The sequence below is a fragment of the Streptomyces sp. CS113 genome, from assembly GCF_002188365.1.
Taxonomy (GTDB): domain Bacteria; phylum Actinomycetota; class Actinomycetes; order Streptomycetales; family Streptomycetaceae; genus Streptomyces; species Streptomyces tendae.
The window spans coordinates 392,455-416,126 of sequence record NZ_KZ195574.1 but is presented as its reverse complement, the minus strand read 5'-3'; the positions used below and the strand labels follow the sequence as shown (position 1 = coordinate 416,126).

General features: G+C 72.5%; 21 protein-coding genes. 7 read left to right on the top strand and 14 right to left on the bottom strand.

The features are described from left to right. Positions 1-91 precede the first annotated feature (91 nt). A complete protein-coding gene (locus B9W62_RS01575) occupies positions 92-922 on the top strand; it encodes an alpha/beta fold hydrolase (RefSeq protein WP_087804406.1) in 831 nt (276 codons plus the stop codon). 47 nt (positions 923-969) lie between these two features. Here the strand turns inward: B9W62_RS01575 and B9W62_RS01570 are convergent, their stop codons facing one another. Next, positions 970-1,581 carry a CGNR zinc finger domain-containing protein gene (locus B9W62_RS01570; RefSeq protein ID WP_087804404.1) on the bottom strand — a complete coding sequence of 204 codons (612 nt, stop codon included), beginning with the start codon at positions 1,579-1,581 and terminating at the stop codon, positions 970-972. Between the two features lie 72 nt (positions 1,582-1,653). Here B9W62_RS01570 and B9W62_RS01565 point away from each other — a divergent pair, with 72 nt between their 5' ends. Further along, entirely contained in the window at positions 1,654-2,583 is a 930-nt protein-coding gene (locus tag B9W62_RS01565; RefSeq protein WP_087804402.1) for a ketopantoate reductase family protein, read from the top strand. A gap of 24 nt (positions 2,584-2,607) precedes the next feature. Here the strand turns inward: B9W62_RS01565 and B9W62_RS01560 are convergent, their stop codons facing one another. Continuing rightward, positions 2,608-3,477 (bottom strand): alpha/beta fold hydrolase, encoded by an 870-nt coding sequence (locus tag B9W62_RS01560; RefSeq protein ID WP_087804400.1) that lies wholly within the window; start codon positions 3,475-3,477, stop codon positions 2,608-2,610. A gap of 145 nt (positions 3,478-3,622) precedes the next feature. Between B9W62_RS01560 and B9W62_RS01555 the strand changes: the two genes are divergently transcribed. After that, positions 3,623-4,132, top strand: a complete 510-nt coding sequence (locus B9W62_RS01555; RefSeq protein ID WP_087811686.1) for a CGNR zinc finger domain-containing protein — start codon at positions 3,623-3,625, stop codon at positions 4,130-4,132. A gap of 93 nt (positions 4,133-4,225) precedes the next feature. On the opposite strand, the gene B9W62_RS01550 is transcribed toward B9W62_RS01555, so the two are convergent. The 8 genes from B9W62_RS01550 to B9W62_RS01515 all read right to left on the bottom strand — a co-directional run bounded on the left by B9W62_RS01550 (position 4,226) and on the right by B9W62_RS01515 (position 14,589). Continuing rightward, a complete protein-coding gene (locus B9W62_RS01550; protein WP_179235298.1) occupies positions 4,226-5,047 on the bottom strand; it encodes a siderophore-interacting protein in 822 nt (273 codons plus the stop codon). Positions 5,048-5,062: 15 nt separating this feature from the next. Further along, a complete protein-coding gene (locus tag B9W62_RS01545) occupies positions 5,063-7,351 on the bottom strand; it encodes a glycoside hydrolase family 3 N-terminal domain-containing protein (RefSeq protein WP_087804398.1) in 2,289 nt (762 codons plus the stop codon). Continuing rightward, entirely contained in the window at positions 7,348-9,282 is a 1,935-nt protein-coding gene (locus B9W62_RS01540) for a glycoside hydrolase 5 family protein (protein WP_087804396.1), read from the bottom strand. Before B9W62_RS01540 ends, B9W62_RS01545 begins: the two co-directional genes overlap by 4 nt. A gap of 68 nt (positions 9,283-9,350) precedes the next feature. Further along, positions 9,351-10,394, bottom strand: coding sequence for a LacI family DNA-binding transcriptional regulator (locus B9W62_RS01535; protein ID WP_087804394.1), 1,044 nt, complete (start codon positions 10,392-10,394; stop codon positions 9,351-9,353). Further along, positions 10,391-11,218, bottom strand: a complete 828-nt coding sequence (locus B9W62_RS01530) for a carbohydrate ABC transporter permease (RefSeq protein WP_003978411.1) — start codon at positions 11,216-11,218, stop codon at positions 10,391-10,393. Before B9W62_RS01530 ends, B9W62_RS01535 begins: the two co-directional genes overlap by 4 nt. Before the next feature lie 14 nt (positions 11,219-11,232). Then, entirely contained in the window at positions 11,233-12,174 is a 942-nt protein-coding gene (locus B9W62_RS01525; RefSeq protein ID WP_087804392.1) for a carbohydrate ABC transporter permease, read from the bottom strand. 82 nt (positions 12,175-12,256) lie between these two features. Next, complete coding sequence (locus tag B9W62_RS01520) at positions 12,257-13,546, bottom strand: ABC transporter substrate-binding protein (RefSeq protein ID WP_087804390.1); 1,290 nt, start codon at positions 13,544-13,546, stop codon at positions 12,257-12,259. 143 nt (positions 13,547-13,689) lie between these two features. Next, positions 13,690-14,589 carry an NAD-dependent protein deacetylase gene (locus tag B9W62_RS01515; RefSeq protein ID WP_087804388.1) on the bottom strand — a complete coding sequence of 300 codons (900 nt, stop codon included), beginning with the start codon at positions 14,587-14,589 and terminating at the stop codon, positions 13,690-13,692. A gap of 266 nt (positions 14,590-14,855) precedes the next feature. On the opposite strand from B9W62_RS01515, the gene B9W62_RS01510 reads away from it, so the two are divergent. Both B9W62_RS01510 and B9W62_RS01505 read left to right on the top strand, forming a co-directional pair. Beyond that, the gene (locus B9W62_RS01510; RefSeq protein ID WP_087804386.1) at positions 14,856-15,686 is read left to right on the top strand and encodes a PP2C family protein-serine/threonine phosphatase; all 831 of its coding nucleotides are present in this window, start codon (positions 14,856-14,858) and stop codon (positions 15,684-15,686) included. A 50-nt stretch (positions 15,687-15,736) separates the two neighbouring features. Beyond that, positions 15,737-16,729: an MASE1 domain-containing protein gene (locus B9W62_RS01505; protein ID WP_087804384.1), complete on the top strand. Its 993-nt coding sequence runs from the start codon at positions 15,737-15,739 to the stop codon at positions 16,727-16,729. A 91-nt stretch (positions 16,730-16,820) separates the two neighbouring features. Here the strand turns inward: B9W62_RS01505 and rhaS are convergent, their stop codons facing one another. From rhaS to B9W62_RS01485, 4 genes are all read right to left on the bottom strand, one after another. Continuing rightward, positions 16,821-17,900, bottom strand: a complete 1,080-nt coding sequence (gene rhaS / locus B9W62_RS01500; RefSeq protein ID WP_087804382.1) for a rhamnose ABC transporter substrate-binding protein — start codon at positions 17,898-17,900, stop codon at positions 16,821-16,823. Between the two features lie 168 nt (positions 17,901-18,068). Then, positions 18,069-19,475 (bottom strand): MFS transporter, encoded by a 1,407-nt coding sequence (locus B9W62_RS01495; protein ID WP_373433732.1) that lies wholly within the window; start codon positions 19,473-19,475, stop codon positions 18,069-18,071. A 67-nt stretch (positions 19,476-19,542) separates the two neighbouring features. Beyond that, on the bottom strand, positions 19,543-19,989 hold the full coding sequence (locus B9W62_RS01490) for a MarR family winged helix-turn-helix transcriptional regulator (RefSeq protein ID WP_087804378.1): 447 nt from the start codon (positions 19,987-19,989) through the stop codon (positions 19,543-19,545). An 84-nt stretch (positions 19,990-20,073) separates the two neighbouring features. Then, a complete protein-coding gene (locus tag B9W62_RS01485) occupies positions 20,074-20,982 on the bottom strand; it encodes an NmrA family NAD(P)-binding protein (RefSeq protein ID WP_087804376.1) in 909 nt (302 codons plus the stop codon). A gap of 101 nt (positions 20,983-21,083) precedes the next feature. On the opposite strand from B9W62_RS01485, the gene B9W62_RS01480 reads away from it, so the two are divergent. Together B9W62_RS01480 and B9W62_RS01470 are read left to right on the top strand one after the other, a co-directional pair. Then, positions 21,084-21,647 (top strand): TetR/AcrR family transcriptional regulator, encoded by a 564-nt coding sequence (locus tag B9W62_RS01480; RefSeq protein WP_087804374.1) that lies wholly within the window; start codon positions 21,084-21,086, stop codon positions 21,645-21,647. A gap of 649 nt (positions 21,648-22,296) precedes the next feature. Continuing rightward, entirely contained in the window at positions 22,297-23,649 is a 1,353-nt protein-coding gene (locus tag B9W62_RS01470) for a hypothetical protein (protein WP_087804372.1), read from the top strand. Positions 23,650-23,672: the final 23 nt, after the last annotated feature.

Genomic DNA, 23,672 nt, shown 5'->3' with positions numbered 1-23,672 from the left:
GATCAGGTCATTATGAGTGAAAAATGAGGTATGTCGGTTATCGGCGTAAGGTGGCTCGCGGGGATCAGTCGCACACGCGGAAGGATCAGTCATGGGTACGGTCGCCACCTCCGACGGCACGGACATCTTCTACAAGGACTGGGGGCCGCGCGACGGACAGCCGATCGTGTTCCATCACGGCTGGCCCCTCAGCGGCGACGACTGGGACAACCAGATGCTGTACTTCCTCTCGCACGGCTACCGCGTGATCGCCCACGACCGCCGCGGTCACGGACGGTCCGCCCAGCCCTCGACCGGCCACGACATGGACACCTACGCCGCCGACGTCGCGGCCCTGGCCGAGGCGCTCGACCTGCGGGACGCCGTGCACATCGGGCACTCGACCGGCGGCGGCGAGGTCGCGCGCTACGTGGCGCGGGCCGAGCCGGGCCGCGTGGCGAAGGCCGTACTCCTCAGCGCCGTGCCGCCGGTGATGGTCAAGTCCGCGTCCAACCCGGGGGGTACGCCGATCGAGGTCTTCGACGAGTTCCGCGCCGCCCTCGCCGCCAATCGCGCGCAGTTTTACATCGAGGTGCCCTCCGGGCCGTTCTACGGCTTCAACCGGGAGGGCGCGAAGGTGTCCCAGGGGCTCATCGACAACTGGTGGCGGCAGGGGATGAGGGGCGCGGTCAACGCGCACTACGAGTGCATCAAGGCGTTCTCCGAGACCGACTTCACCGAGGACCTCAAGCAGATCCGGGTACCGCTCCTCGCCGCGCACGGCACGGACGACCAGGTCGTGCCCTACGCCGACGCGGGACCCCGGTCCGCCGAACTCGCCCAGAACGGCACCCTGAAGTCGTACGAGGGGTTCCCGCACGGCATGCACGCGACGCATCCGGAGGTCATCAACCCGGACCTCCTGACCTTCGTGAAGTCGTAGCCCCGGCGCCCGCACGGCCTCCCGCCCCGCTCGGCGGCGTGGCGACCTCAGGACGCCGATGCCCGCAGGCGGCGGCCGGCCGCCTTGGCCTGGTTGCCGCAGCGGCGCATGGAGCACCACTTGCGCGGCCGTCCGCCACCGGAGTCGAGGCACAGCATCCGGCACACCTCGGAGGCGCAGGCGGTCAGCCGGGTCCGGCGTGCGTCGTCGGTCACGAGATCGATCAGGTCCCGTGCGACGAGCGACAGCAGGGCTTCCTCGGTCAGCGGCCGGCTTGACTTCGGCGCCCACCCGCCCGCAGCCGTCGACTCCAGTCGGGGTGCCGGAGGTTCCGCCCCGGCCAGCAGATTGACCAGGTCGACCGACTCCTGCCGCGGCCGGTGCGAGTCCAGGGCGGCGGAGGCGATGTCGTATGCGGCATCGCGCAGCGCGTGCAGCGACTTCAGGACGCCCTGGGGGTCGTACCCCTCCTCCAGCGTCACCCCCACCCCCCGGCACCAGGCCCTCAGGCGTGCGGCGTCGCCCATCCGCTCGACGGGGGCCTCGGGCCTGCGCCCCACGGTGGCCACCAGGTCCAGACACAGGGTCCCCGCGTCGAAACGGAGCTCCCGCAGGTGCGCGGTGACCCTTCTGCGGGGCTCGCGCCGCTCGGCGTCCATGGCTCTATAGTAACCGTTCAGACGGTTACCAAGAGAGTGGCAGACGGGTGCCGGGAGAGTGGGGGCGGAGTCATGCGTATCGCGGTGATCGGGGCGGGCGGCGTCGGCGGGTATTTCGGGGCCCGGCTGGCCGCCGCGGGGAACGAGGTCACCTTCGTGGCCCGCGGCGCCCACCTGGAGGCCGTGCGCCGGTCCGGACTGGTCGTCCACAGCCCTCTGGGCGAGTTGCGCACCTCGCCCGACTCCTTCGTGGGGAGCATCTCGGAGCTGGGCCCCGCCGACCTCGTCCTCGTCGCCGTCAAACTGTGGGGCACCGAGGCCGTCGCCGACCAGCTGCGGTCCTCGGCGGTACACGGGGCTCCGGTGCTGTCCCTGCAGAACGGGGTGCACAAGGACGCCGTACTGCGCGGCCGGCTGACGGACGAACAGGTCCTGGGCGGGGTCTGCTTCATCTCCGCCTTCATCGAGGAACCCGGGGTGGTCAGGCACAACAGCACCCTCCAGAAGGTCGTCCTCGGCCCTTACCGGTCCGGTCGGCCGGCGATCAGCCGGACCGTGCTCGCGGCGTTCCGGGACGCGGGGATCGAGGCCGAGGCGAGTGACGACATCGAGCGGGCGATCTGGGAGAAGTTCGTGTTCCTCGTGGGTCTCTCGGCGACCACGGCAACCGTCCGCCGGCCCATAGGAGTCGTCCGCTCCAACGAGCGGAGCCGACGCCTCCTGCACGACGTGATGGCCGAGACGGTGGCCGTGGCGCGGGCGTCGGGGGTACGGCTGGACAGCGCCTTCGCCGAGGACCGGCTCGACTTCTGCGACACGCTCCCCGCGGGCATGACCTCGTCCCTGCACAACGACCTGGAGAAGGGCAACCGACTCGAACTGCCCTGGCTGAGCGGCGGAGTCGTCGACCTCGCCGACCGCCTCGGCGTGCCCGTCCCGCGCAACCGGACGGTGGCCGACATCCTCGCGCCGTACGTCCTCGGCCGGCCGGCCGACTCGTGACCGGCGCGGGGGGCTAGGCGCCGGCTAGGCGCCGACCCGGGCGAGGAAGTCCCGCATACGGCCGGCGATCTCCTCCAGGTGGGTCTCCAGGGCGAAGTGCCCGGTGTCGAGGAGGTGGATCTCGGCATCCGGCAGGTCGCGCCGGAACGCGTGGGCGCCCTCGGGGCCGAAGATCTCGTCGTTGGCCCCCCACACGGCCAGCAGCGGCACCCGCGTCTCGCGGAAGTACGCGTGGAGCCGGGGGTAGAGGGCCACGTTGGTCGGGTAGTCGCGGAACAGCGTGAGCTGGACCGCGTCATTGCCCGGCCGTCCGAGCAGGGCCTGGTCGAGGGTCCAGGTGTCGGGGCTCACGAGGCTCTGGTCGGGCACCCCGTTCAGGTACTGCCAGCGGATCGCCTCGGGGGTCAGCGCGGCCCGGGCGGGTGCCTCGGTCTCGGGGGTCGGGTCGTCGGTGTAGGCGAAGAGCCCGTCCCAGAACTCCTTGACGAACCCGTCGGTGTATCCGTTGCCGTTCTGCGTGACGATCGCGGTGACGCGGTGCGGGGCCCGGATGGCGATGCGCCACGCCACCGGCGCCCCGTAGTCCTGCACGTACACCGCGAAGCGCGCCACCCCGAGCCGGTCCAGGAGGCCGACGGTCACGTTCGTGAGGGTGTCGAAGCTGTAGTCGAACGCGTCGGCCCCGGGCATGGCCGACAGGCCGAAGCCGATCATGTCGGGTGCGATCACGTGGTAGGCGTCCGCGAGCTTCGGGATCAGGTGGCGGAACATGTGGCTGCTCGTCGGGAAGCCGTGCAGCAGCACGACGGTCGGCGCCTGCGGGTCACCGGCCTCCCGGTAGAAGACGTCCAGGCCGTCGACGGTGGCGGTCCTGTGGTGCACGGCGACACTCATGGCAACCCCTTAATTTGTTTTTGATGGTTAGGTGGAGTCCAGCACTTCGAAGCTAACCTGTCAAGTGTGAGTTAGGGGTTAGATGGAATGCTGCGAACGGTGTTGTAACCTGCCAATGTCAGCGAAATGGTTAGGGGTGAAGGCGGTGTCCGACGGAGCCGCGGAAGACGTCCTTCTGGAGCTGCTCAACACGACTCCCGTCGTGCGGGGCTCGGTGAGCGACGCTCTGGGCACGCCCGGCGAGGGGCGCGCGTGGGCACGCGGCCACGGCGGCACCGGGTCGGACGAGGAGGTCGCCCTCCTGGTCGCCGCGCGGGGTGCCCTCCAGGACGTCGTCCGGGGGCGGCGGGACCCCGCGTGCCTGGGCGAGTTCCTCCAGGGCGTCAGCAGGGTGCCGGTCATCGAGGACGGCCGGGTGGAATGGGCGCTCAGGGTTCCCGAGGCGCACCGTCTGGCCGTCGAACTGGTGCTGGCCTGGGCGCACGTCGAAGAGACCCGGCCGGGACGGCTCAAGGCGTGCGGCAATCCGGAGTGCCGGCGCTTCCTGCTGGACCGGAGCAAGCCCAACAGTGCCCGTTGGTGCTCCATGGCCGAGTGCGGGAACCGGATGAAGGCCCGGCGGCACTACCAGCGGGTCAAGGGCTCCCAGGCGTAGTCGGAAGACTCCGGGCGTAGCCAGGGAACCCGGGCGTAGTCAGGGGCCCCCGGGCGCAGTCCGGGGGCCCCGGTCGTGGGGAGCCGACCGGCGTCAGGCGGCCGCCATCACCTTCTCGTGCTTCCAGAACCCCGAGAAGGTGATGCGCTCCTTCGGCAGCCCCAGGCGGTGCAGGTGCCTGCGTCCCTCGGTGGCCAGCGTCGACTCGCCGACGACGAAGGCGTATCCCGCCGCGTCGGCACGGGTCAGCCGGCGCAGCTCACGGAGTGCGGCGGCACCGGGTACCGCGGTGTCGTCCCGGCGTACGACCCAGGAGACGGTCACACCGGCCGGGGCGGTCAGCTCGCGGCGGTCGGCGTCGGTGGGGATCTCCTGGATGAGGCGCCCCACGGTGCCTTCGGGGAGCGAGCGCAGGATGCTCGCCGCGGCGGGCAGCCCGGTCTCGTCGGCCACCACGGTGACCTCGGAGGCGTCCTGCGGGCAGTCGAAGAGGATGCCCTGGTCGAGCAGGGCGAGGGTGTCCCCGGGGCGGGCGCCGCAGGCCCAGATCGCGGCCCTGCCCTCGACCTCGCCGGTGGGGCCGCGGTGCACGACGAAGTCGATGTCCAGCTCGGCCGCCGCGCTGCGGTAGTCGGCCACGGAGTAGTTGGCGCAGTGCGGCCGCTCCTCCTCCGGGATCGCGAGATACGGCTGCCACCACTGGGAACCGGTGAACTCCGGCAGGCGCAGGCCCCGTTGATGGGGCAGCGGGAAGAACAGCCGGAACCAGTGGTCGTACCCCAGCCACGGGAAGCCGCCCAGTCGCGGCCCGGTGACCGTGACGCGCCGCATGGACGGTGAGACCTGCTCGGTCCGCACCACGCGGGCGCGGAACATCTCCGGGTGCTGGGGCGTGAGCCGCCGAACCTTCGCCATGAAGGCAAGGCTAGCCTAAGTTGCGTTCGATTCCGAGTCCGTGATCTCCAGGTGGACGCCCGTGGTCCGGTCGGACGCGGGGCCCGTCTCCAGCTCGACCAGCCCCGGCTCCACGGCGAGCCGCAGGTCGCGCCCGACCGAGGCCAGCGTGTCACGGTCCACCTCGAAGACCGCCTCGGCCTCGTCGCCGGGCGCGATGGTCAGGCGGACGAAGCCCCGCAGTTCGCGCACGCGCGGCCAGGACGTGCCCCCGGACAGTCGGCGCACATACAGTTGCACCGTCTCCTCGGCCGGCCGGGCCCCGGTGTTGCGGACCGTGACCCGGCACGTCAGCCGCGGGGCGTCCGCGCCGACACGCGTGTGCGACAGGCGCGGCGGCCCGTACGCGACGCCGGTGTAGGACAGGCCGTGCCCGAAGGCGTGGCGCGGACCGGCGCCCTGGTCGACGTAGCCGCGGTAGCGGTGGTCCTTGCCGTTGTAGTAGACGGGCAGTTGGGCGGCCGACCGGGGTACGGAGACCGGCAGCCGGCCGCGCGGCTCGGCGTCGCCGAACAGCACCTCGGCCACGGCACGTCCGCCCCGCGGCCCCGGATACCAGGCGCTCAGCACCGCCACCGCGGGCGCGTCCAGCTCGGGCAGGGCGTGCGGACGGCCCTGCACCAGTACCACCACGACCGGGGTTCCGGTCGCTGACACCGCGGCCAGCAGGGCCCGTTGCGCGGGCGGCAGCGCCAGGTCGGCCAGGTCGACCCCCTCGCCGCAGGTCATGCCGGACGGTGTTCCGGCACCGGTGACGGCCGCCCCGTTCGCGTCGAAGACCGTGTCCGGGGAACGGGCACTGGAGCCGCCCAGCACCAGCACGGCCACGTCGGAGCCGGCCGCCAGGGCGACGGCGGCGGGAACGTCCGACACGTTGTCACCCACCAGGGCGCACCCCCGGTCGTGGACCACCTCGGTGCCGGGCGCCACCGCCGCCCGGAAGCCCTCCAGGACGGTGATCCCGCCGCCGGGCCGCTGCGGCGCCGTGTAGTCGCCGATCTGCTGCGCCACGGAGTCGGCGTTCGGGCCGAGCACCGCGATTCGCCGCACCGCGCGGGACAGGGGGAGCACGCCGCCCTCGTGGGCGAGCAGGGTCACCGACGCACGGGCGATCCGCTCGCCCAGCTCGGCGGGGTCCGGGAGACCTGCGGTCTCGGACCGGGCCGGAGGCAGGGGCTGTTCGAACAGGCCCAGACGGAACTTCAGCGTGAGGACCCGCGCCACCGCGGCGTCCAGCGCCGACTCGGACACCAGACCGCGTTCCACCGCCTCGCCCAGCCGTGTGAAGGAGGCGTCCCAGAGACTCAGGTCGCACCCGGCGTCCAGGGCGAGCGCCCCGGCCGACACCGGATCGCCGGTCAGCCGCACCAGCCGGTCCACCGCCGTGCCGTCCGCCATGACGACACCCTCGAAACCCCACTCGGTACGGAGCAGGTCGGTCAGCAGATACCGGTTCGCGACGCAGGGCAGACCGTCGAACTCGTTGTAGGCGGCCATCACCCCGGCCGCACCCGCGGCCACGCCGGCCCGGGCGGCCGCCAGGTGCACCTCGTGCAGTTCGCGCGGTCCCAGTTCCGTCGCCGCGCTGTTGCGGCCGCCGATGGTGGCGCCCTGCCCGGCGAAGTGCTTGAGGACCACGGCCACACCCGCCCGGCGCGCGCCCTCGACCAGGGCCTCGGTCATCCGCGCGGCGAGGTACGGGTCCTCGGCGAAGCACTCCTCGCTGCGTCCCCACCGAGGATCGCGCACCAGGTCGAGGGCGGAGACCAGCGCGATGTGCGCGCCGCGCGCCCGCAGTTCGGCGGCAGCCCCGGCCACCGCGTCGGCGTACAGGTTCGGGTCCCAGGTGGCACCGACCGCGAGGTTCACCGGGAGCACCGTGCCGTCCAGCGCCTGGTGGCCGTGCGGCATCTCCTCGACCAGCAGCACGGGTATGCCGAGCCGGGTGTGCTCCATGACGTGCCGCTGCACGTCCGCCGCCGTGCGCGCCCCGTCCCCGGCGTCGAGGCCGTCCGCGAAGCCGACGCCCGACCAGGCGTCGGCCCGCTGTAGCCCGTACAGCGCGCCCATGCCGTCGAAGGCGGCGACCTCGGCGCGGAAGGAGTCGGTGAGGCGGTGTCCCTCCCCGGCGCGCTCGTAGGCGTCCCAGCCGTACATGCGCTGGTTGACCTGACCGACCTTCTCCGCGAGGGTCATGCGGCCCAGCAGGTCACGGACGCGGTCCGGGACCGGTGCGGCGGGATCGCGGTAGCGGGGGAGGGTCATCGCAGCTCCAGCACCACTACGCCGTACGCGTCGAGCGCCACGTCCTCGACCGGGTGACCGTCGGCCAGGTCGTGCAGCTTGCCCTCGGCGGTCGGGCGGACCACGAGCGGGTCGGGGCTCTGGCTGACCAGCCACACGAAACGGCGCCCGTCGGCGTGGCCGAGGACGTCCGCCGAGACGTGCGGATCGGCGACCGTGACGGGTCGGCGCACGCCCGCCACCTGCGCGAGCGCGGCGTAGAGACGGTGCGTGACATCGGGGTTGACGCGCGCCGTGCGGGCCGCCATGTGCTCCAGCGGGTAGGTGGCCAGCACCGTCCGGCCCACCCCGGTCTCGTGCACGATCAGGGCCGGCCGTCCGTGCGCGTCCACCGCGACGACCCGGCCGGCACGCGGTACGACGGGCAGGTAGGCGCGGCTGTCCTCGTTCCCCGCGACCGGGAAGCGCAGCACCTCGCCGGCCCGCAGGCCGCCGAAGTCCTCGGTGAACGTCATCTCCAGCACGTCGTCCTCGATCGGCTCGGCGACGCCGTACGACAACTGCAACTCGACGCCGAAGAGCCCGTCGAGATCGTCGAACCAGGGGCCTCGGGTCGCCGGGTGTTCCCCGGAGCAGAAGGACAGGTACACGGTGGCGCCCTCGGCGGCCCGGCGGGCCAGCTCCCGGCGGGTGCGGGTGGTGAGCTGCCGGGTGGCGGGAAGCAGGTAGAGCGACGCCTCGCCGGGCAGTCCGTCGGCCTCGCGGGTGAGGGCCACCGGCAGGTCGGCGGCGTGCGCGGTGACGTAACCCTGGTGCAGGGACGTGAAGATGAGCGGCCGGTCGGCGGGACGGCTGTAGGGATAGCTGCGTTCGAGGAAGGCCGGGACGACGAGGGCCGCGTCCGCGTCCGTGCGGGAGCAGCGCCGGAAGTCCACGGCCTTCAACACCTCGGCGAAGGCGGCCAGTTCCCGCAGCGGTTCCTTGGGCGCACCGGTGGAGTCGGTGATGCCGAAGTGCATCTCGAAGGGGTGGTGGTCGTAGGGGGACCGGTCCCACAGGCCGTCGTAGTCGGTGTTGTTCCAGGCGAGCCAGCCGGTCGCGCCGCCCAGCAGCGAGTTGTGCAGCGTCTGCCGGTAGAAGATCCCCGCGTTGGCGGCCGAGACCGTGTCGGTGGACAGCCCGAACTCCTCCAGCACGACGGGCTGCCCGGTCACCGAGGCCAGCTCGCACTCGAAGGCGGCCCGGTAGTGCTGGCGCGGCCGGTCGGTGTCCGAGCGGTACACGTGCGGGCCCACGAAGTCGACGTACTCGGCCGTCTCCCGCAGCGAGAAGCCGTTGTCCCGGCCGGTGACCTCGATGCCCCACGCCCCGTCGCCCAGCGACACCGGCTGCGTCGCGCCGGTCGCCCGCACGGCGTTGCACATGGACTGCGCCCACGCGGTCACCACGTCCGAGGACGGCGGGTCGACCTGGTAGATCCGCCCGTACCCCGGCATCTCGTTGGTGATCAGCCAGCCCGTGACCGCGGGGTGCTCCTTGAAGCGGCGCGCCATGCGGGAGACGAACCACGCCTGCCGGCCCACCATCCACACGTCCTCGTACAGGTCGCGGTTGCCGCGCCAGACGGGGTCCCAGTTCTCGCCGGACATGTGGCCGACGATGAAGGTGGGTATGGTCCCCATGCCCGTCTCCGTGTGCGCGTCGAGGAAGTCCTCGAAGCGCGCGCACAGTTCGTCGTCGATCCGGTCGGGCTCGGGGTGGAAGTCCGGCCAGTAGAAGAAGGACCGGGTGGTGTTGAGGCCGTGGCCGGCGAGCACGCGCAGTTCCTCGCGCACGGTCGCCGGGTCGTAGTTCCGCCACATCAGCGGGCCGCCGGTGCGGGACCAGAAGTTGGCGCCGAGCCAGGGCAGGACGTCGGACTGGTGGGTGAGCTGGGCGCTGTGGCGTCGCATGGTCCTTCTCGGGTGGTGGGGGTGCGGATGGTGCGGGGCCGCGGCGACGTGCCGCGGCCGGGTGGTGGTCAGGTGGGGGCGGGCCCCGTGGACTCGCGTACGACCAGGCGCGGCCGTTCGGCGAGGGCGGTCTCCTCGACCTCCTCGCCGCACAGGGCCAGCAGCATGCGCGCGGCCGCCGCGCCCACCCGCTGCACCTGCTGATCGACGGTGGTCAGCCGGGGGTGCAGCCAGGAACCGAGCGGCAGGTTGTCGTAGCCGACGACGGACACGTCCCGGGGTACGGCCAGCCCGGCGCGCTGCGCGGTGCCGATGCCGCAGACCGCCATCGAGTCGTTGGCGTACACGATCGCGGTGGGGCGGTCGGCGGAGTCGAGGAGCGCCTCGGTGGCGCCCACGGCGCGCCGTTCGCTGAAGTCGGTGGGCAGTACCGCGAACGGGCGCAGGCCCGCCTCGCGCAGGGCGCCCTCGAAGGCCGCCCTGCGCACCCGCGTGTGCTGGAGCTCGGGCGGTCCGCTGACGTAGGCGACGCGCCGGTGGCCGAGGCCCAGCAGGTGCGTGACGGCCTCGGCGATCCCCGCACCCTGGTCGCTCAGTCCGACACGCGGCACGACGGCCGTACCGTCGGGCGAACCGAGCAGGACCGCGGGCAGTCCGAGCCGGGCGAGCAGCGCGGGCCGGGCGTCGTCGTCGCGGGCGTCGGTGAGCACGGCGCCGTCCACCCGGCCCTCGGCCGCGAGCCGCTCGTACAGCGCGTTCTCCTCGCGGTGGCCGCTGACCAGGTGCAGCAGCAGACCGTAGCCGCGCGGTGCCAGCTCGCCCTCTATGCCGGTGATCAGCTCACTGAAGTGCGGGTCGGAGCCCAGCACGTCCGTGGGGCGGCGCACCACCAGGGCGAGACTGCGGGTACGCGCGTTGCGCAGGGCCGCGGCGGAGGCACTGGGCGACCAGCCCAGCTCCAGCGCCGCGTCGAGGATCCGGCGGCGGGTCGCCTCGGAGAGCCGGCCCTTGTTGTTGAAGGCCTGGGACACGGCGGCCGTCGACACCCCGGCCGCCGCCGCGACCGCCTTGATGGTGGGCCGGCGTCCCGACCGCTCGGCGAAGACGCTCACATCTTCACCGCCCCGCTGACCAGGGCCTGCTGCATGCGCTTCTGGAGCAGGGTGTAGACGAGCCACACCGGCACCAGGGTCAGCACCGTGCCCGCCGTCAGCACGCCGTAGTCCGTGCCGGTGATCGACTTCAGCGTGGGCAGGGCCACCTGGACCGTGCGCTGCGCCGGGTCGGGGCCGATGATGACCAGCGAGTACAGGTACTCGTTCCAGAAGGTCAGGAAGTTCAGCAGCAGCACGGTGGCGATGCCCGGCAGGCACATCGGCGTGTACACGTGCCGCAGTACCGCGAAGGTCGACGCCCCGTCCAGCCGGGCGGCCTCCTCCATCTCCGGCGGGATGGTGCGCATGAACTGCACCAGGATCACCACCGACAGCGGCAGCGCCGTCGCCGGCAGGAACAGCACCATGAAGATCCGGGTGTGGAACAGCCCGGTGGCCGCCGCCAGGAGGAAGGTGGGGAAGAGCGCCGCGAACGTCGGGATCAGGAAGCCGAGCGAGAAGACCTTCTCGACCACACCCGCCAGCCGCCCGGTCGAACGCGCCAGCGCGAACGAGGCGGGGATCGCCAGCAGCAGGGTGAGCGCCAGCGAGAACACCGTGACGAGCGCCGAGTTGACGACCGCGAGCCCGAGGTCGGCGCTCTCGAAGGCGGTGCGGAAGTTGCCGAGCCCCAGGGAGGACGGCGGGGCGAAGGGATGCGCGAAGATCTCGTCGTTCGACTTGAACGCCGAGGCGAGGAAGTAGTACAGCGGGACGACGAGCAGCACCGCGTACGTCCACACCAGGATGTGGGCCGGGAGCCAGCGCTTGCCGAGCTTCATCAGTGCTGCTCCGATCAGTAGTTCTGGCGGAAGACGCGGCGGATCGTGAGCAGCCCGGCGAGTCCGACGAGGAAGAGGAGGACGCCGACCGTCTGGCTGTAGCCGAGGTCGGCGGCGATGAACGCCTTCTGGTAGACGAGGAACGACAGCGTGGTGGACGAGGTGCCGGGACCGCCCTGGGTGAGCAGCAGCACGTGCTGCGCGGAGCCGAACAGCGTCCACAGGAACTGGAGCATCGTCACGACGCCGACGTAGTCGCGGATGACCGGGAAGTGGACCGACCACATCGTCCGCCAGTGCCCCGCCCCGTCCAGCTGGGCGGCCTCCCCCAGCTCGTGAGGCACACTGCCCAGCCGCGCCGCGAACAGTACGGCGGTGAAGCCGATGCCGGCCCAGACGTCCAGGGCGATCAGGCACGCCAGCGCCGTCGACGGCGAGGCCAGCCAGGCGTCGGCGAGGGAACCGAGGCCGATGCTCTCCAGCCCGCCGTTGAGCAGGCCGTCCGGGGAGAGGGCGGCGTAGAAGACCATCGCCTTCGCGGGCGTCGAGATCAGCCCCGGGATGAAGAGGAGGTACCGGATGACCTTGTGCCCGGGCGGCCGCTGGGCGACGTAGTACCCCAGCATGTACGCGCAGACGATCATCACCGGGACGGCGACGGCCAGTTGCACGGCGGTATTGCGGACCGCGTCCCAGAACACCGGGTCGTCCAGCACCGTCCGGGCGTTGTCCAGGCCGGCGAAGGAGACCGGCTGGAGCATGCCCGGCCAGTGCAGGGCCGCGATCACGAAGATCGCCAGCAGCGGCCCGACCATGAAGACCAGGTACCACACCAGCGCGGGCACCGCGAGGACGGTGCCGCCCTGCCGGGGCCGGCGCGAGACCGGGGCGGGGGAGGCGGGCGGGGCGGACCGCGGGGCCGCGCTCCCGTCCGGCGTCGTCGTGAGCGTCGTCATGCGGTGACTCCCGGAGAACGGGGGGAACGGGGGAGGGGGACCAGGGGAACCCGGGCGGCGGGACCGGGCGCGTCGGGGCGGCTCATACGGACCGGTACGCGGACTCGAGGGCGGCGCGCACCCGGGCCGGGCTCGTGCCCCGGGTGAACGACGTGCTGGTCGCCGTGATCAGCGGCTGCGCGGCCGCGGGCGGCACGTACACGTCGGGCAGCAGGACCTGGCTCACCCCGGAGCCGAGCCGCTGGGCCGCCCCGACCAACGGGAAGTCGGTGGAGACGGCGTCCGTGCGCAGGGCCATGTCACGCCCGCTCTCCGTCACGAACCGCGCCACGACGTCCGGGCGGTACATGAACCGCAGGAACTTCTCGACCTGCTCGATCTTGCGGACGCCGTTGGGGCTGATCCAGAAGCCGATGAGGGTGTAGGCGCGGATGACGGTGGGACCGTCGTGCGCCGCCCCGTCGGCCAGCGGCCAGCCGCCGACCTCCGTGTGCCCGGCCACCTTCTCGGGCACCTTGGCCAGGGCGGAGGACATCGCCGACTGGACGGCCGCCTCCTCGGTGTTGAACTGCGTGGTCATCGAGTCGGAGGTGAGGCCCTGGGCCTTGTCCGCGAACACACCCGCGTCCCGCAGATGCGTGAAGTACTCGATGCCCCGGCGCGCACCGCGCCCGGAGAAGTCACCCGTGGAGTACACGTGCCGGGCCTCCTCCTGGGACAGGAACGTCTGGATGATCTGCGCCAGCAGCTTCTGGCCGGTCCAGTCGTTGCCGCCCACGGTCACCGGGGCGATGCCCTTGGCGCGCAGCTTGCGGGCCGCGGCGATCAGCTGGTCCCCGGTGGTGGGGATCTCGGCGACGCCGGCCCGGTCGAGCAGGGCGCGGTTGTAGGCCACGGGCCAGTTCGTGGCGAAGTAGGGGAAGGCCCTGACCCTGCCCTCGTCGTCCGTCCAGTCGGCCAGCGCGGCGGGCAGCACCCGTCCGCGCAGCCCCCAGTCGTCGAGGTAGGGCTTGACGTCGACGGTCGCGCCGACGTCCGTCCAGGCCAGGGTCTTGTCGTAGAGGTTGACCATCACGACGTCGGCCTCCTTGCGGGCCAGCCGCGAGGTCTCGTAGACCTGGGCGAGGTCGTCGCCGTTGACGAGGTTCTTGACCTTCACCCCCGGGTTCTCCTCGCGGAAGCGGTCCACGGCCGCCAGGTACGTGGGGGAGCCCGGCGCGGTGGTGCCGAGCTGGGTGTGGACGACGAGGGTGTCCGGGTCGGAGTCCGCCGACGCCAACGACGAGCAGCCGGACAGAGCGGGCAGGGCAGCGGCCGCGGCCAGAGAGGAACCGGCGGCGAGCAGTTCGCGCCGCGTCAGCGATGAGCGCACAGGGGTGGTCTCCAACCAAGCGGTTAACGATTGGTTAATCGATGTACCTCGTGAGGTGCGAGGACTTTATGGAGTGGAGGGACCACGGTCAAGGGGGTGGCGCGGGGAGATTCCGTATCCGCGGCGCGGTGCCGGTTGCCTGGTCAGGCCGTTGCCGCGGCATCGACGGAGAGGCCGAGCCGGTCGGCGACGGTCGTGAGGGCCGGCCCCAGGCCGAGCGCGACCCGGGTGACGGCCAGCCGGTCGCCGCGGGTGGCGTCGCGGTTGACGATCAGGACCGGCTTGCCCGCGTCGGCCGCCTGGCGGACGAAGCGGAGCCCGGACATCACCGTCAGCGAGGAGCCGAGGACCAGCAGCGAGGACGCCGCGCGCACCAGCTCGCGGCAGTGCTCGACGCGCTGCGGCGGCACGTTCTCGCCGAAGAACACCACGTCCGGTTTGAGGATGCCGCCGCAGACCGTGCAGGGCAGCACCCTGAAGTCCCCGACCTGCTCGTCGGTGAGGTCCGCGTCGCCGTCCGGGTTGATGCCGGCGGCCACCGGCGCGAAGCCCGCGTTGGCCTCCTCGAGGCGCCGGGCGAGTTGGCGGCGCGCGCTGAAGGCACCGCAGGTCAGGCAGACGACGCGGTCCAGACTCCCGTGGAGTTCCACGACGCCCTCGCTGCCGGCGGCCTGGTGCAGACCGTCGACGTTCTGGGTGATCACGCCGGTGAGCAGACCGTGCCGCCCGAACGCCGCCACGGACCGGTGCCCCGCGTTGGGACGGGCGCGGCCGAAGGTGCGCCAGCCGAGGTGGCTGCGTGCCCAGTACCGGCGGCGGGCCTCGGGGTGGGAAGTGAAATCCTGGTAGGTCATCGGGGTGTGCCGGCTCAGGCTCCCGCCCTCGCCCCGGTAGTCGGGGATGCCCGACTCCGTGGAGATGCCCGCCCCGCTGAGCACCAGCACGCCTCCGGCGCGCAGCGCGTCGGCGACGGGGGCGAGATCCGTGGTGCCCGGCGGCAGGTCCGCTCCCGGGGTCCAGCTCAATGTGGGGCGCATGCGCATGCGGCAAGGGTACGGAACACGCCGCGCTTCCCGGCGTGGCGGGGCTCACGGGTGCGCGCGTGCGCCTGGTGCGGGGGTGCCGCGTCCCACGCGTTGGGCGCCCGTCCGCTTCCCGCATGCCGCGCGCCCGCCCGCTCTCCGCATGCCGGGCGCCCGCCCGCGCCCGGACGGCTTCGGCATGACCTTTCCCGTCCCGGGTGACAGACTTGCACTGTCCAGGGGGCCGAGAGGCTCCGGCCGGGAGGCGGCCTGGCGGGGAGTGGTCGATGTTCCGCAAACATCCCGCACCTGACGGTGAAGAGCTGCTCGCCCGGCTGGCCTCGCTGACCACACAGGCGAAGGAGCTGGCCGAGCTGCGGCGGTCGCAGGTGGAGCTGGCGATCGCCCTGCAACGCGACATGCTCCCGGCGGACCTGCCCGCCGTACCCGGCATCCACCTGGCCGCGTGCTACTCGCCCGCGTACGCCGGACTCAACGTGGGCGGCGACTGGTACGACGCCTTCACCCTTCCCGACGGCCGTATCGGCCTCTCCGTCGGAGACGTCCAGGGCCACGCCATCGACGCGGCGGCCTTCATGGGCCAGGTCAGGGTCGGCCTGCGGGCGCTCGCCTCGGTGACCGGCGAACCCGGCGAGCTCCTCGCCTGCACCAACGAACTGGTCCTCTCCCTCAACAAGGACCTGTTCGCCACCTGCACCTTCATGCGCTACGACCCGGCGACCGGCCTGCTGGAGAGCGCCCGGGCCGGCCACATCCCCTGCGTCCGGGCCACCGCGGACGGCCGGGCGGAGGTCTGCCGGGACGAGGGCGGACCTCCGCTGGGCGTCCTGGAGGGCACCGAGTACCCGGTGACCCGGTACCGGCTCGGCACCGGCGGAGTGTTCGTCCTGGTCACGGACGGCGTGGTGGAGGGCCCCTCCCTGAGCGTCGACGAGGGCCTGCAACGGGTGGTGCGGCTGGCGAGCCTCGCCGCCGCCGTCGGCATGGAGGCGCACGCGCTCGCGGCCGCCGTGCTCAAGAACGCCGAACTGATCGGCCACGAGGACGACGCGGCCGTGCTCGTCGTCGGCCACGACGGGCGGGGCGTTACGCCGTAGGGCGCCACGGCGCACCTCTCACCTCGCCGACCCGGCGGCGCCGGTGTCTGATGGCTGCTGTGGTGGGTATCCGTGCATGGCCGCGACCGGTCGTCCTCGCCTGCGCGACGCTGCTGGTCGCCGGCTGCTACTACGCGGCGGGGCGGCTGGGGCTGTCGCAGCAGCTGACCGCCGACGGGTCGGTCGTCACGCCCATCTGGCCGCCCACCGGCCTCGCGGTGGCCTGTCTGCTCCTGTTCGGGCCGTGGTGCGTGCCGGGCATCGCCCTCGGCGCGCTGCTGGTCATCCTCTCCCTGGGAGCCCCCGGAGCGGAGGCCGCGGGGATCATGGCGGGCAACACGGCCGCTCCCGTCTGCGCCTGGCTGATGCTGCGCGCGGTGGGGTTCCGCGTGAGCCTGAGCCGGCTGCGCGACGGACTCGCGCTGGTCTTCCTGGGAGCGCTGACCGCCATGCTGATCAGCTCGGGTACGGGCGTCGGCATGCTCCTGGTGTCGGACAAACTCCCCACCGAGGATCTCGGGCTCGTCTGGCTGGCCTGGTGGGTCGGCGACGCCATGGGCGTCGTCCTCGTCACCCCGCTGCTGCTCCTGCTGTACCGGGCGCGCCTGCCGCCCGTCTCCGTGCGCTGGACCGAGGCCGTCGGGCTCACCGTCGTCGTGTGCGTCCTGGTGCCGCTGATCATGTACAGCTCGATCAGCGTGCTGTTCCTGGCCTATCCGATCCTGATCTGGTCGGCGCTGCGCTTCCAGCTTGCGGGCGGCATCCCGTGCGCCCTGTTCGTGTCGGTGACGGCCACCGTCGTGGCCCGGCAGGAGGCCGGCTCCTTCGGGAAGCTGACCGACGTCGAGACGATGATGAAACTCCAGGCGTTCAACGGGACCCTGGGACTGACCGCGCTGCTGCTCTCCGCCGTGATCAGTGAACAGCTCAACACCAGACGGTCGGTGGAACGCGCCTGCCACGAGCTGGTCGAGGCGCTGCAACACCTGAACGCCGGCGGCTCCGGCACCCAGGGGCAGCAGCCCGGAGGGGACGGCCGGTGAACGCGGCCCCGGACGGGCGACGCGCACGGCCCGCCGTCGGCCGCTGCGGGCACGGCCCCGCGCGTCACCCGTCCGGGGCCGTGCGCGGGCGTCAGAAGTCGTAGTCGTCGATGTTGCCGGCGTCGAACACCGTCGGATCGCCGAGCGTGATGACCCCGTTCCTGCTGAGCTGGAACCAGCCCATGTCCCCGGCCAGGAACATCTGCCCCTCCCGGCCGGTGATCTGCCCGGAGGCGAGGGCCACCGCGGCGTGACCGGCCAGCTCGCCGAGCTTGGCCGGGTCCCACAGCAGGAACGCCTCGACCGTGCCGTCCTTGATGTAGGGTCGCATGTCGTTGGGGGCGCCGAGCCCGGTGAGCTTCACCTCGCCCTTGTACCGCGACTGGGACAGGTACTTCGCGGCTGCCTTGATCCCGTTGGTGGTGGGGGAGATGATCCCCTTCAGCTTTCCGTGCTCCTGGAGCAGCTCCTCGGCCTTCCGGTACGACTTCTCGGCCTCGTCGTCGCCGTAGACGACGTCCACCAGGCGCACGTCCTTGTACCGCGGGTCCTCCAGCTCCTTCTTGATGCTGCTGATCCAGGCGTTCTGATTGGTCGCCGTCTGCGCGGCGGACAGGATCGCGATGTCGCCCCGGTAGCCGATCTGCTCGCCGAGCAGCTCCAGCTGCCGTACGGCGATGTCCTCGGCGCTCGCGGGGGCGACGAAGGCGTAGCGGCACTCCGGCTTGGTGTCCGAGTCGTACGTGACGACCTTGACGCCCCTCGCCATGGCCTGCTTGAGGGCGTCGCACAGCGCGTCGGGGTCCAGTGCCGAGACGGCGATCGCGTCGGCCTTCCGCTCGACGAGGTCGTTGATGTGGGACACCTGTTCGGAGGCGTCGAAGCCCTGGTCCGTGCCCACCTCCTTGAAGGTCGAGCCGAGCGACTCGACCGTGCGCTCCCCGCCCCGGTCGGCGACCGAGAAGTACGGCGTGTTGACCTGCTTGGGAAGGAAACCGACGGTCAGCCCGGTCTTGGTGGGGGCGTTGGGGGAGGCCTCGGCGTTCTTGGCGTTCGTCGCCGTGTCGCCGTCCGCGGCACCGTCGCCGTCGCCGCACGCGGCGGTGAGGAGGCTGAGGGAGGACACGGCGGCGACGAGGACGGAGGCACGGCGTGAGGGGGTTTTGTGCATGTGCTTCTTTCGCGTGGGGCCGCTCGAGCGTGGGGGCAGGGCACGGCACTGAAAGGATTCAATACTGCTTGACCGGGACGTTAGGCACAAAGGCCGATGTGGTCAATGCACTTGCGGGAACCAGTTGTTGGGCCCTCGGCCCCTCGGGTCTGCCCCTGCGGGAGTTGCTCAGGCCGAGGCCCGCGTGCCAGTTCCCGCCGCTCGGCCGAGCGTGCGGTCGAAGAGGGTGAGCAGCAGGTAGAGCACGCCGGCACCGAGCATGACCCAGGCCAGCCGGTGCAGGCCGCCGGTGTCCGCGTGGTGCCCGAAGGAGGCCGCGGTCGCGGAGGAGGCGACCATCGAGCCGATGTAGGCGAAGGTGCGCAGCAGCCCGGCGGAGGAGGCGGTGCGTTCCGGATCGGCCTGGAAGTAGACGGAGTTTTGCAGGGCCAGGTTGTTCAGCCCCTGGGGAACACCGAAGATCAGTGCGACCAGGAGCAGCATCCACAGCGGGCTGTCCCCGCCCAGCGTGAGGATCAGCAGGCACGCGGCGATCTGACCGAGCGCGCCGAGCAGCAGCTTTCCCCGGACGCTCGTGCTGCGCCCCGAAACGACGGACACCCCTATTGCCAACAGGAACATGGGGATCTGTGCCAGGCCGGCGTGGAAGGGCGTCAGCCCGAAGCCCTCCTCGGTCCACTGGGTGAAACCGTAGAGGAAGGAGTACGCGACGACGTAGGCGACGAGCGCCCGCCCGTACGTGGCCAGGAGCGGGGTGTTGCCGCCGAGCACCCGCAGGTCGATGAAGGGGGTGGCGGCCCGCAGTTCCCGCACGGCGAACGCCGCCCCCGCGGCGGCGGAGAGCGCGAGCAGGTACCAGTCGCACAGGTGCAGGTTCATCAGGAACAGCAGCAGCGAGACGAGCATCGCGGCGAACAGCCCCATGCCGGGCAGGTCGAGACGGGCGGCCAGGCTCCCGCGCCGCGTGCACCCACCCGTGGGGTGCGCCGTGGGCTCCGCTCCGGGCCTCGCTTCGCTCCCTGTTTCCCGCCCCGCTTCTGGCTCCGCCTTCGGCAGCCGCAGCATCCCCAGCAGCACGGCCGCGACGGCCAGCGGCACGTTCAGGGCGAAGGTGGCGCGCCAGCCGCCCACCGCGATCAACAGACCGCCCAGCAGCGGGCCGACGACGGCGATGGTCTGATTGGCCACCGCCAGCGCGGTCAGCACCCCGCCGGGGCTGTCCCGCCCGGTGCGCTGGGCCTCACTGCGCACCAGGGCCATCGCGGCGGGATAGCCGGCGCAGGTGCCGAACCCGAGCAGGACCCGCGCGCCGATCAGCACCCCGAGGCCGGGAGCCAGCGCGCCCACGACACCGGCGACGCCGACGAGGCCGGTGCTGAGGAGGAAGAGCCGTCGCGGCCCGAAGACGTCGATGAGCCTGCCGACGACCGGTTGACCGAGCGACGTGGCCAAATAGAGCGCGGAGACGAGCCAGGCGGTCTGCGAGGCCGGTGCGCCGAGCGCCCTGCCGATCGGGACGAGGGCCACCGCGATGATCGTCGAGTTGATCGGGTTGAGCACCGAACCGAGCAGCATCGGCGGCAGCAGCCCGCGGTCGAAGCCGGGCTGGTCCGTGCCGGCCCCCGAGCCGCCCGCCTTCGCGTCAGTCACGGTGCAGTCGCTCCAGTACGGCCATGGCCGCGATCACGGTGCGCCGTTCCTCCTCGGTGCACCTGTCCTGCAACCGCTCGGCGAGCCATTCCGTGCGGACCTGCCGCCCTTCCTCCACGCGGCGGACGCCCTCGGGGGTCAGCGTGATCAGCAGGCGCCGTCCGTCGTCCGGGTCGGGGCGCCGCTCGACCAGTCCCATGGAGGCGAGTGCGGTGACCGTCGCCGTCATCGACTGGTGTCTGACCCCTTCGATCGCGGCGAGTTCACTGGCCGTGACGCTCCCCTGGTCAGACAGCCGGGCCAGCACCGAGGACTGGCCGAGGGTGAGGTCCTCGACCTCGGAGGCCTTGAGGATGCGCCGGCGCAGCCGGCTGATGACCGCGCGGACCTCTCGCGAGGCCTGGACCGCCGAGGGTGAAGGGCTCTCGTTCTCGCTCATGCTCCGAGGGTAATGTCCACAGGGTGAGCTGTACAGCTTCGGCTGTATATATGTTCCCGGTGTCGCCTCCGGGGGCTCGTCCCGTCAGGCGGAGGCCGGCAGGTGGGTCCTCGCCCAGGTCCTGAAGGAGGTGAGCGGGATACCCAGGTCGCGAGCGAACCGCGGGAGAGCGGGCTGGGGGAACTCGTTGAGGGATGCCTGCCCGTGCCCCATGTCGGGCATCCCGGCGGCGACCGCCTCGTCCTCGGTCATGTCGGGCGGGGTCAGGGCCGTGCCCAGGTGTCCGGAGAGGATCTCGGCGATCTCCCCCATCGTCAGCAGGTCGCTCGCCATTTCCAGTTCGACCCGGTCGAACCGCTCCGGCTCCGCCACCGCGGCCGCGGCGGTCGCGCCGATGTCGTCCACGGCGACCAGGGACAGCCGGGTCGAGGGCTTGAGGAGGCTCACCAGTCCTCCCCCCACGCCCCGCGGGAAGACGATGGCTTCCGACGGGAGCAGGTTCTCCATGAAGTAGCCCGGCTTGACGATCGTCCAGTGCGCGAACCCCGCCTCGCGCACCCGGTCCTGGATCCCGGCCTTCGCGGAGTAGTAGGGCTCCATCCACGCCCAGCGGTCCTTCACCCAGCTCGTGTGCTGTCCGGCGCCCGAGACGGAGGTGTGGACGAACTGGGGCACCCCGGCCTCCCGGGCGCCCTCGATCAGATGGACGGCCTGGTCGACCTCCCCCTCGAAGCCGCGCCGGTCGAAGTCGGGCATCTGGACCGAGAAGACGGCGCGGGCCCCTGCGGCGGCGCGGACCACCGAGTCGCGGTCGTCCAGGTCCCCGGCCACCAGCTCGGCGCCGAGCGCCGCGACCGCCGCGGCCCGCTCGGTCGAGGGGTCGCGGACCAGGGCCCGGACCGGAACGCCGGACGCGAGCAGGGCGCGGGCCGTCGCGCCGCCCTGCCGGCCGGTCGCGCCGGTGACGAGGACGGGTGCGGAGGAAGTGGGCATGGGGGGCTCCCGGCTGCGGGCGAATAAGTGGCGAGGCCCGCCACTTAGCTGCCGAGTACGATACGGAGGCCCCCGCCGTTTAGCAATGTCGAGAGGACGCCATGCCCCAGCACCAGCGCGCGGACGCACGGCGCAACTACGCCCGGATCCTGGCCGTCGCCGAGCGCGAGGTCGCCGCGCACGGCGCCGACGCCTCCCTGGAGCGGATCGCCCGTGTCTCGGGGGTCGGCTCCGCGACGGTCCGCCGGCACTTCCCCGGACGGGCCGCCTTGCTGGAGGCGGTGTTCCAGGAGCGGGTCGAGTCGCTGTGCGCCCGCGCGGCCGCGTCGGCGGACGCGGTGGACGCCCGTGCCGCCCTCCTGGACTGGCTCGACGGGGTCACCGAGTACGCCGCGTCCGCCCGGGGCATGGCCGAGGCGCTGGCCCACGACCGGCTGGTCGAACCGGAGCGGGTGAGCGCCTGCTCCGTGAAGCTCGAGGAGGCGGTCGAACCGCTGTTGCGGCGCGCCGCCGAGTGCGGGGCGGTGGCCCCGGACGTCACCGCGGCCGACCTCCTCGCGCTGGTCACGGGCATCGCGCTGGCCACGGAGCGCCACGCCGACCCCGCCGCCGAAGGGCGACGCCTGCTGGAACTCACCGTGCGGGGCATCAGCCCGGTGAGGTGAGTACGGCGACGGCCGTGGCCGCCGTACGCCGACGCCGGCCGCGTCCATGGGCGACGGTGTGCGCATCCGCGTCCAGGGCGGCGGACAGGTCGACCTCGCCCCGCGTACGATGCGGCCCGAACGCCGCCTCTACGCGGGGACCGACGCGGACGCGGGGGCGCCCCGGCCGGCGCGACCCGGGCGTACTCCACCTAGGGGGTGTCGTTTGGATCAGGCCGGCCGCGGCCGACGGTGCCTTGTGGCCGACCCGAGCGGGGTCTGGTGCGTGCAGCTGCAAGGCGGAGGAGGGCGACAACGCGGAGCGTTGGCAACCGACGACAACGCCGCAGATGTGCGTGCCAGACCCCGCGACCCCGGCAAGATCCAAACGACACCCCCTAGGTCGTGGACGCTGCCCACGGGCTCGTACGCGGGCACCATCAGCCGGTTCCGGAACCCGTCCCCTCCCGGGTGGCGACGGCAGGACCACTGGCGCTGCGTTCCCCACCCGGAGCGCAGCTGTTTGTACCCGTCAGCAGCCGACGGCCGACTCCGCTCGGGTGGCGAGCCCGCCCGGACCGGCCTCCGTCCGCGTGGCCTTCCGGGTTCACGGCGGCCTCGTCGAGTACGACGGCTACAGCAACGACGCCTGGCTCCCAGGAGTGCCCACATGCTGACCCCTTTCCCCCGGCACCGCGGCCCCGCCCCGCGCCGCAGACCGCGCACCCCCCGCGCCCTGACCGGCGCGGTGTGCCTGCTGGCCCTCGCCGGTACGGCCCTCGGCGCCGCGCCCGCACCGGCCGCCGGCGTCGGCGTCCCGCCCGCTCCGGCCGACGCCGCCGTCCCGCCCGCTCTGGCCGCCGACGCCGTCCCATCCGCTTCGGTGTCCTGGAGCGCGGACCTGTCCCGGACCGGCTCCGACGATGTCAACGTCCGGTACGACGCGGGCGCCCTGCGGGTGCGGGACGGCTCCGTCAGCCCCGCCTCCCTGGGCCGGGACCGCGGCTACGCCTCCGCCGTCCTGGACCCGCACCACGTGGACCGGCCCGTGGACCGGGTCGCCGTGGAGGTCGACGCGACGGTGCCCGACGAGGCGAGCGTCGAGGTCGACGTGCGCGGACGCGCGGCCGACGGCACCTGGACCGAGTGGCGGCGGGCGGCGGCCGGAGCCCCGGCCCAGCTGCCCCGGGACGTCGTCGACGTCCAGGCCCGGCTCACCCTGTGGAACGCCGAGGGCGAACCCACCGCGGCCGTACGGGCGGTGACCCTGACGGCCACCGACACGGGCCCCGCCCCCGCCGAGCCGGCCCCGACGACCAGGGCCGCTGCCTTCTCCGCCCGCGTCTACGCCACCCGCGAGGGCCTCGTCGGGCACACCACCGCGAACGGCCATGTCATCCAGGTCAACGACCACTTCGTGGCGCTCCCCTCCCGCCGCGCCCTGTCGCCGAAGGGCAGCGGCCAGTACTCGGTGCAGGTGTGCGGGCCCGCCCGCTGCGAGACGGCGCCGGTGTGGGACGTCGGCCCGTGGAACACGCACGACGACCACTGGAACCCCTCGTCGGTGCGCGAGCAGTGGCAGGACCTTCCGCAGGGCCTGCCCGAGGCGCAGGCCGCCTACGAGGACGGCTACAACGGCGGACGCGACGAGTTCGGCCGCCAGGTCGCCAACCCGGCAGGCATCGACCTCGCCGACGGCACCTTCTACAACGTCGGCCTGGACGACAACGGCTGGGTGACCGTCACCTACCTGTGGACCGAGGCCGGCGGCGACACCACGTCCTTCCCGACCTGGGGCACCGACGTGAGCGTCCGGCAGCAGGCGACGGCCACGTCCACGCGCGTGGCGAGCCTGCCCGGGCCCACGACCGTGCGGGTGCGGTGCCAGGTCCACGGCCAGCTCGTGACCTACGACGGCTACAGCAACGACGCCTGGTCCTACCTGCCCGACTACGGCGGCTACGTCTCCAACATCTTCATCGACGTGGCCGACGCCTGGCTCCCGGGCGTCCCCACCTGCTGACCGCGGGCGGAGCGGGTCCGACT

Bases quoted from the DNA above. Each gene is read 5' to 3' on its own strand.
- B9W62_RS01560 (WP_087804400.1), bottom strand. From the start codon at position 3,477: ATGAGTGTCGCCGTGCACCACAGGACCGCCACCGTCGACGGCCTGGAC.
- B9W62_RS01485 (WP_087804376.1), bottom strand. From the start codon at position 20,982: ATGCCCACTTCCTCCGCACCCGTCCTCGTCACCGGCGCGACCGGCCGG.
- B9W62_RS01490 (WP_087804378.1), bottom strand. From the start codon at position 19,989: ATGAGCGAGAACGAGAGCCCTTCACCCTCGGCGGTCCAGGCCTCGCGA.
- B9W62_RS01575 (WP_087804406.1), top strand. From the start codon at position 92: ATGGGTACGGTCGCCACCTCCGACGGCACGGACATCTTCTACAAGGAC.
- B9W62_RS01565 (WP_087804402.1), top strand. From the start codon at position 1,654: ATGCGTATCGCGGTGATCGGGGCGGGCGGCGTCGGCGGGTATTTCGGG.
- B9W62_RS01470 (WP_087804372.1), top strand. From the start codon at position 22,297: ATGCTGACCCCTTTCCCCCGGCACCGCGGCCCCGCCCCGCGCCGCAGA.
- B9W62_RS01515 (WP_087804388.1), bottom strand. From the start codon at position 14,589: ATGCGCATGCGCCCCACATTGAGCTGGACCCCGGGAGCGGACCTGCCG.
- B9W62_RS01525 (WP_087804392.1), bottom strand. From the start codon at position 12,174: ATGACGACGCTCACGACGACGCCGGACGGGAGCGCGGCCCCGCGGTCC.
- B9W62_RS01510 (WP_087804386.1), top strand. From the start codon at position 14,856: ATGTTCCGCAAACATCCCGCACCTGACGGTGAAGAGCTGCTCGCCCGG.
- B9W62_RS01530 (WP_003978411.1), bottom strand. From the start codon at position 11,218: ATGAAGCTCGGCAAGCGCTGGCTCCCGGCCCACATCCTGGTGTGGACG.
- B9W62_RS01495 (WP_373433732.1), bottom strand. From the start codon at position 19,475: ATGCTGCTCGGTTCGGTGCTCAACCCGATCAACTCGACGATCATCGCG.
- B9W62_RS01570 (WP_087804404.1), bottom strand. From the start codon at position 1,581: ATGGACGCCGAGCGGCGCGAGCCCCGCAGAAGGGTCACCGCGCACCTG.
- B9W62_RS01505 (WP_087804384.1), top strand. From the start codon at position 15,737: ATGGCTGCTGTGGTGGGTATCCGTGCATGGCCGCGACCGGTCGTCCTC.
- B9W62_RS01550 (WP_179235298.1), bottom strand. From the start codon at position 5,047: ATGGCGAAGGTTCGGCGGCTCACGCCCCAGCACCCGGAGATGTTCCGC.
- B9W62_RS01545 (WP_087804398.1), bottom strand. From the start codon at position 7,351: ATGACCCTCCCCCGCTACCGCGATCCCGCCGCACCGGTCCCGGACCGC.
- B9W62_RS01540 (WP_087804396.1), bottom strand. From the start codon at position 9,282: ATGCGACGCCACAGCGCCCAGCTCACCCACCAGTCCGACGTCCTGCCC.
- B9W62_RS01480 (WP_087804374.1), top strand. From the start codon at position 21,084: ATGCCCCAGCACCAGCGCGCGGACGCACGGCGCAACTACGCCCGGATC.
- rhaS (WP_087804382.1), bottom strand. From the start codon at position 17,900: ATGCACAAAACCCCCTCACGCCGTGCCTCCGTCCTCGTCGCCGCCGTG.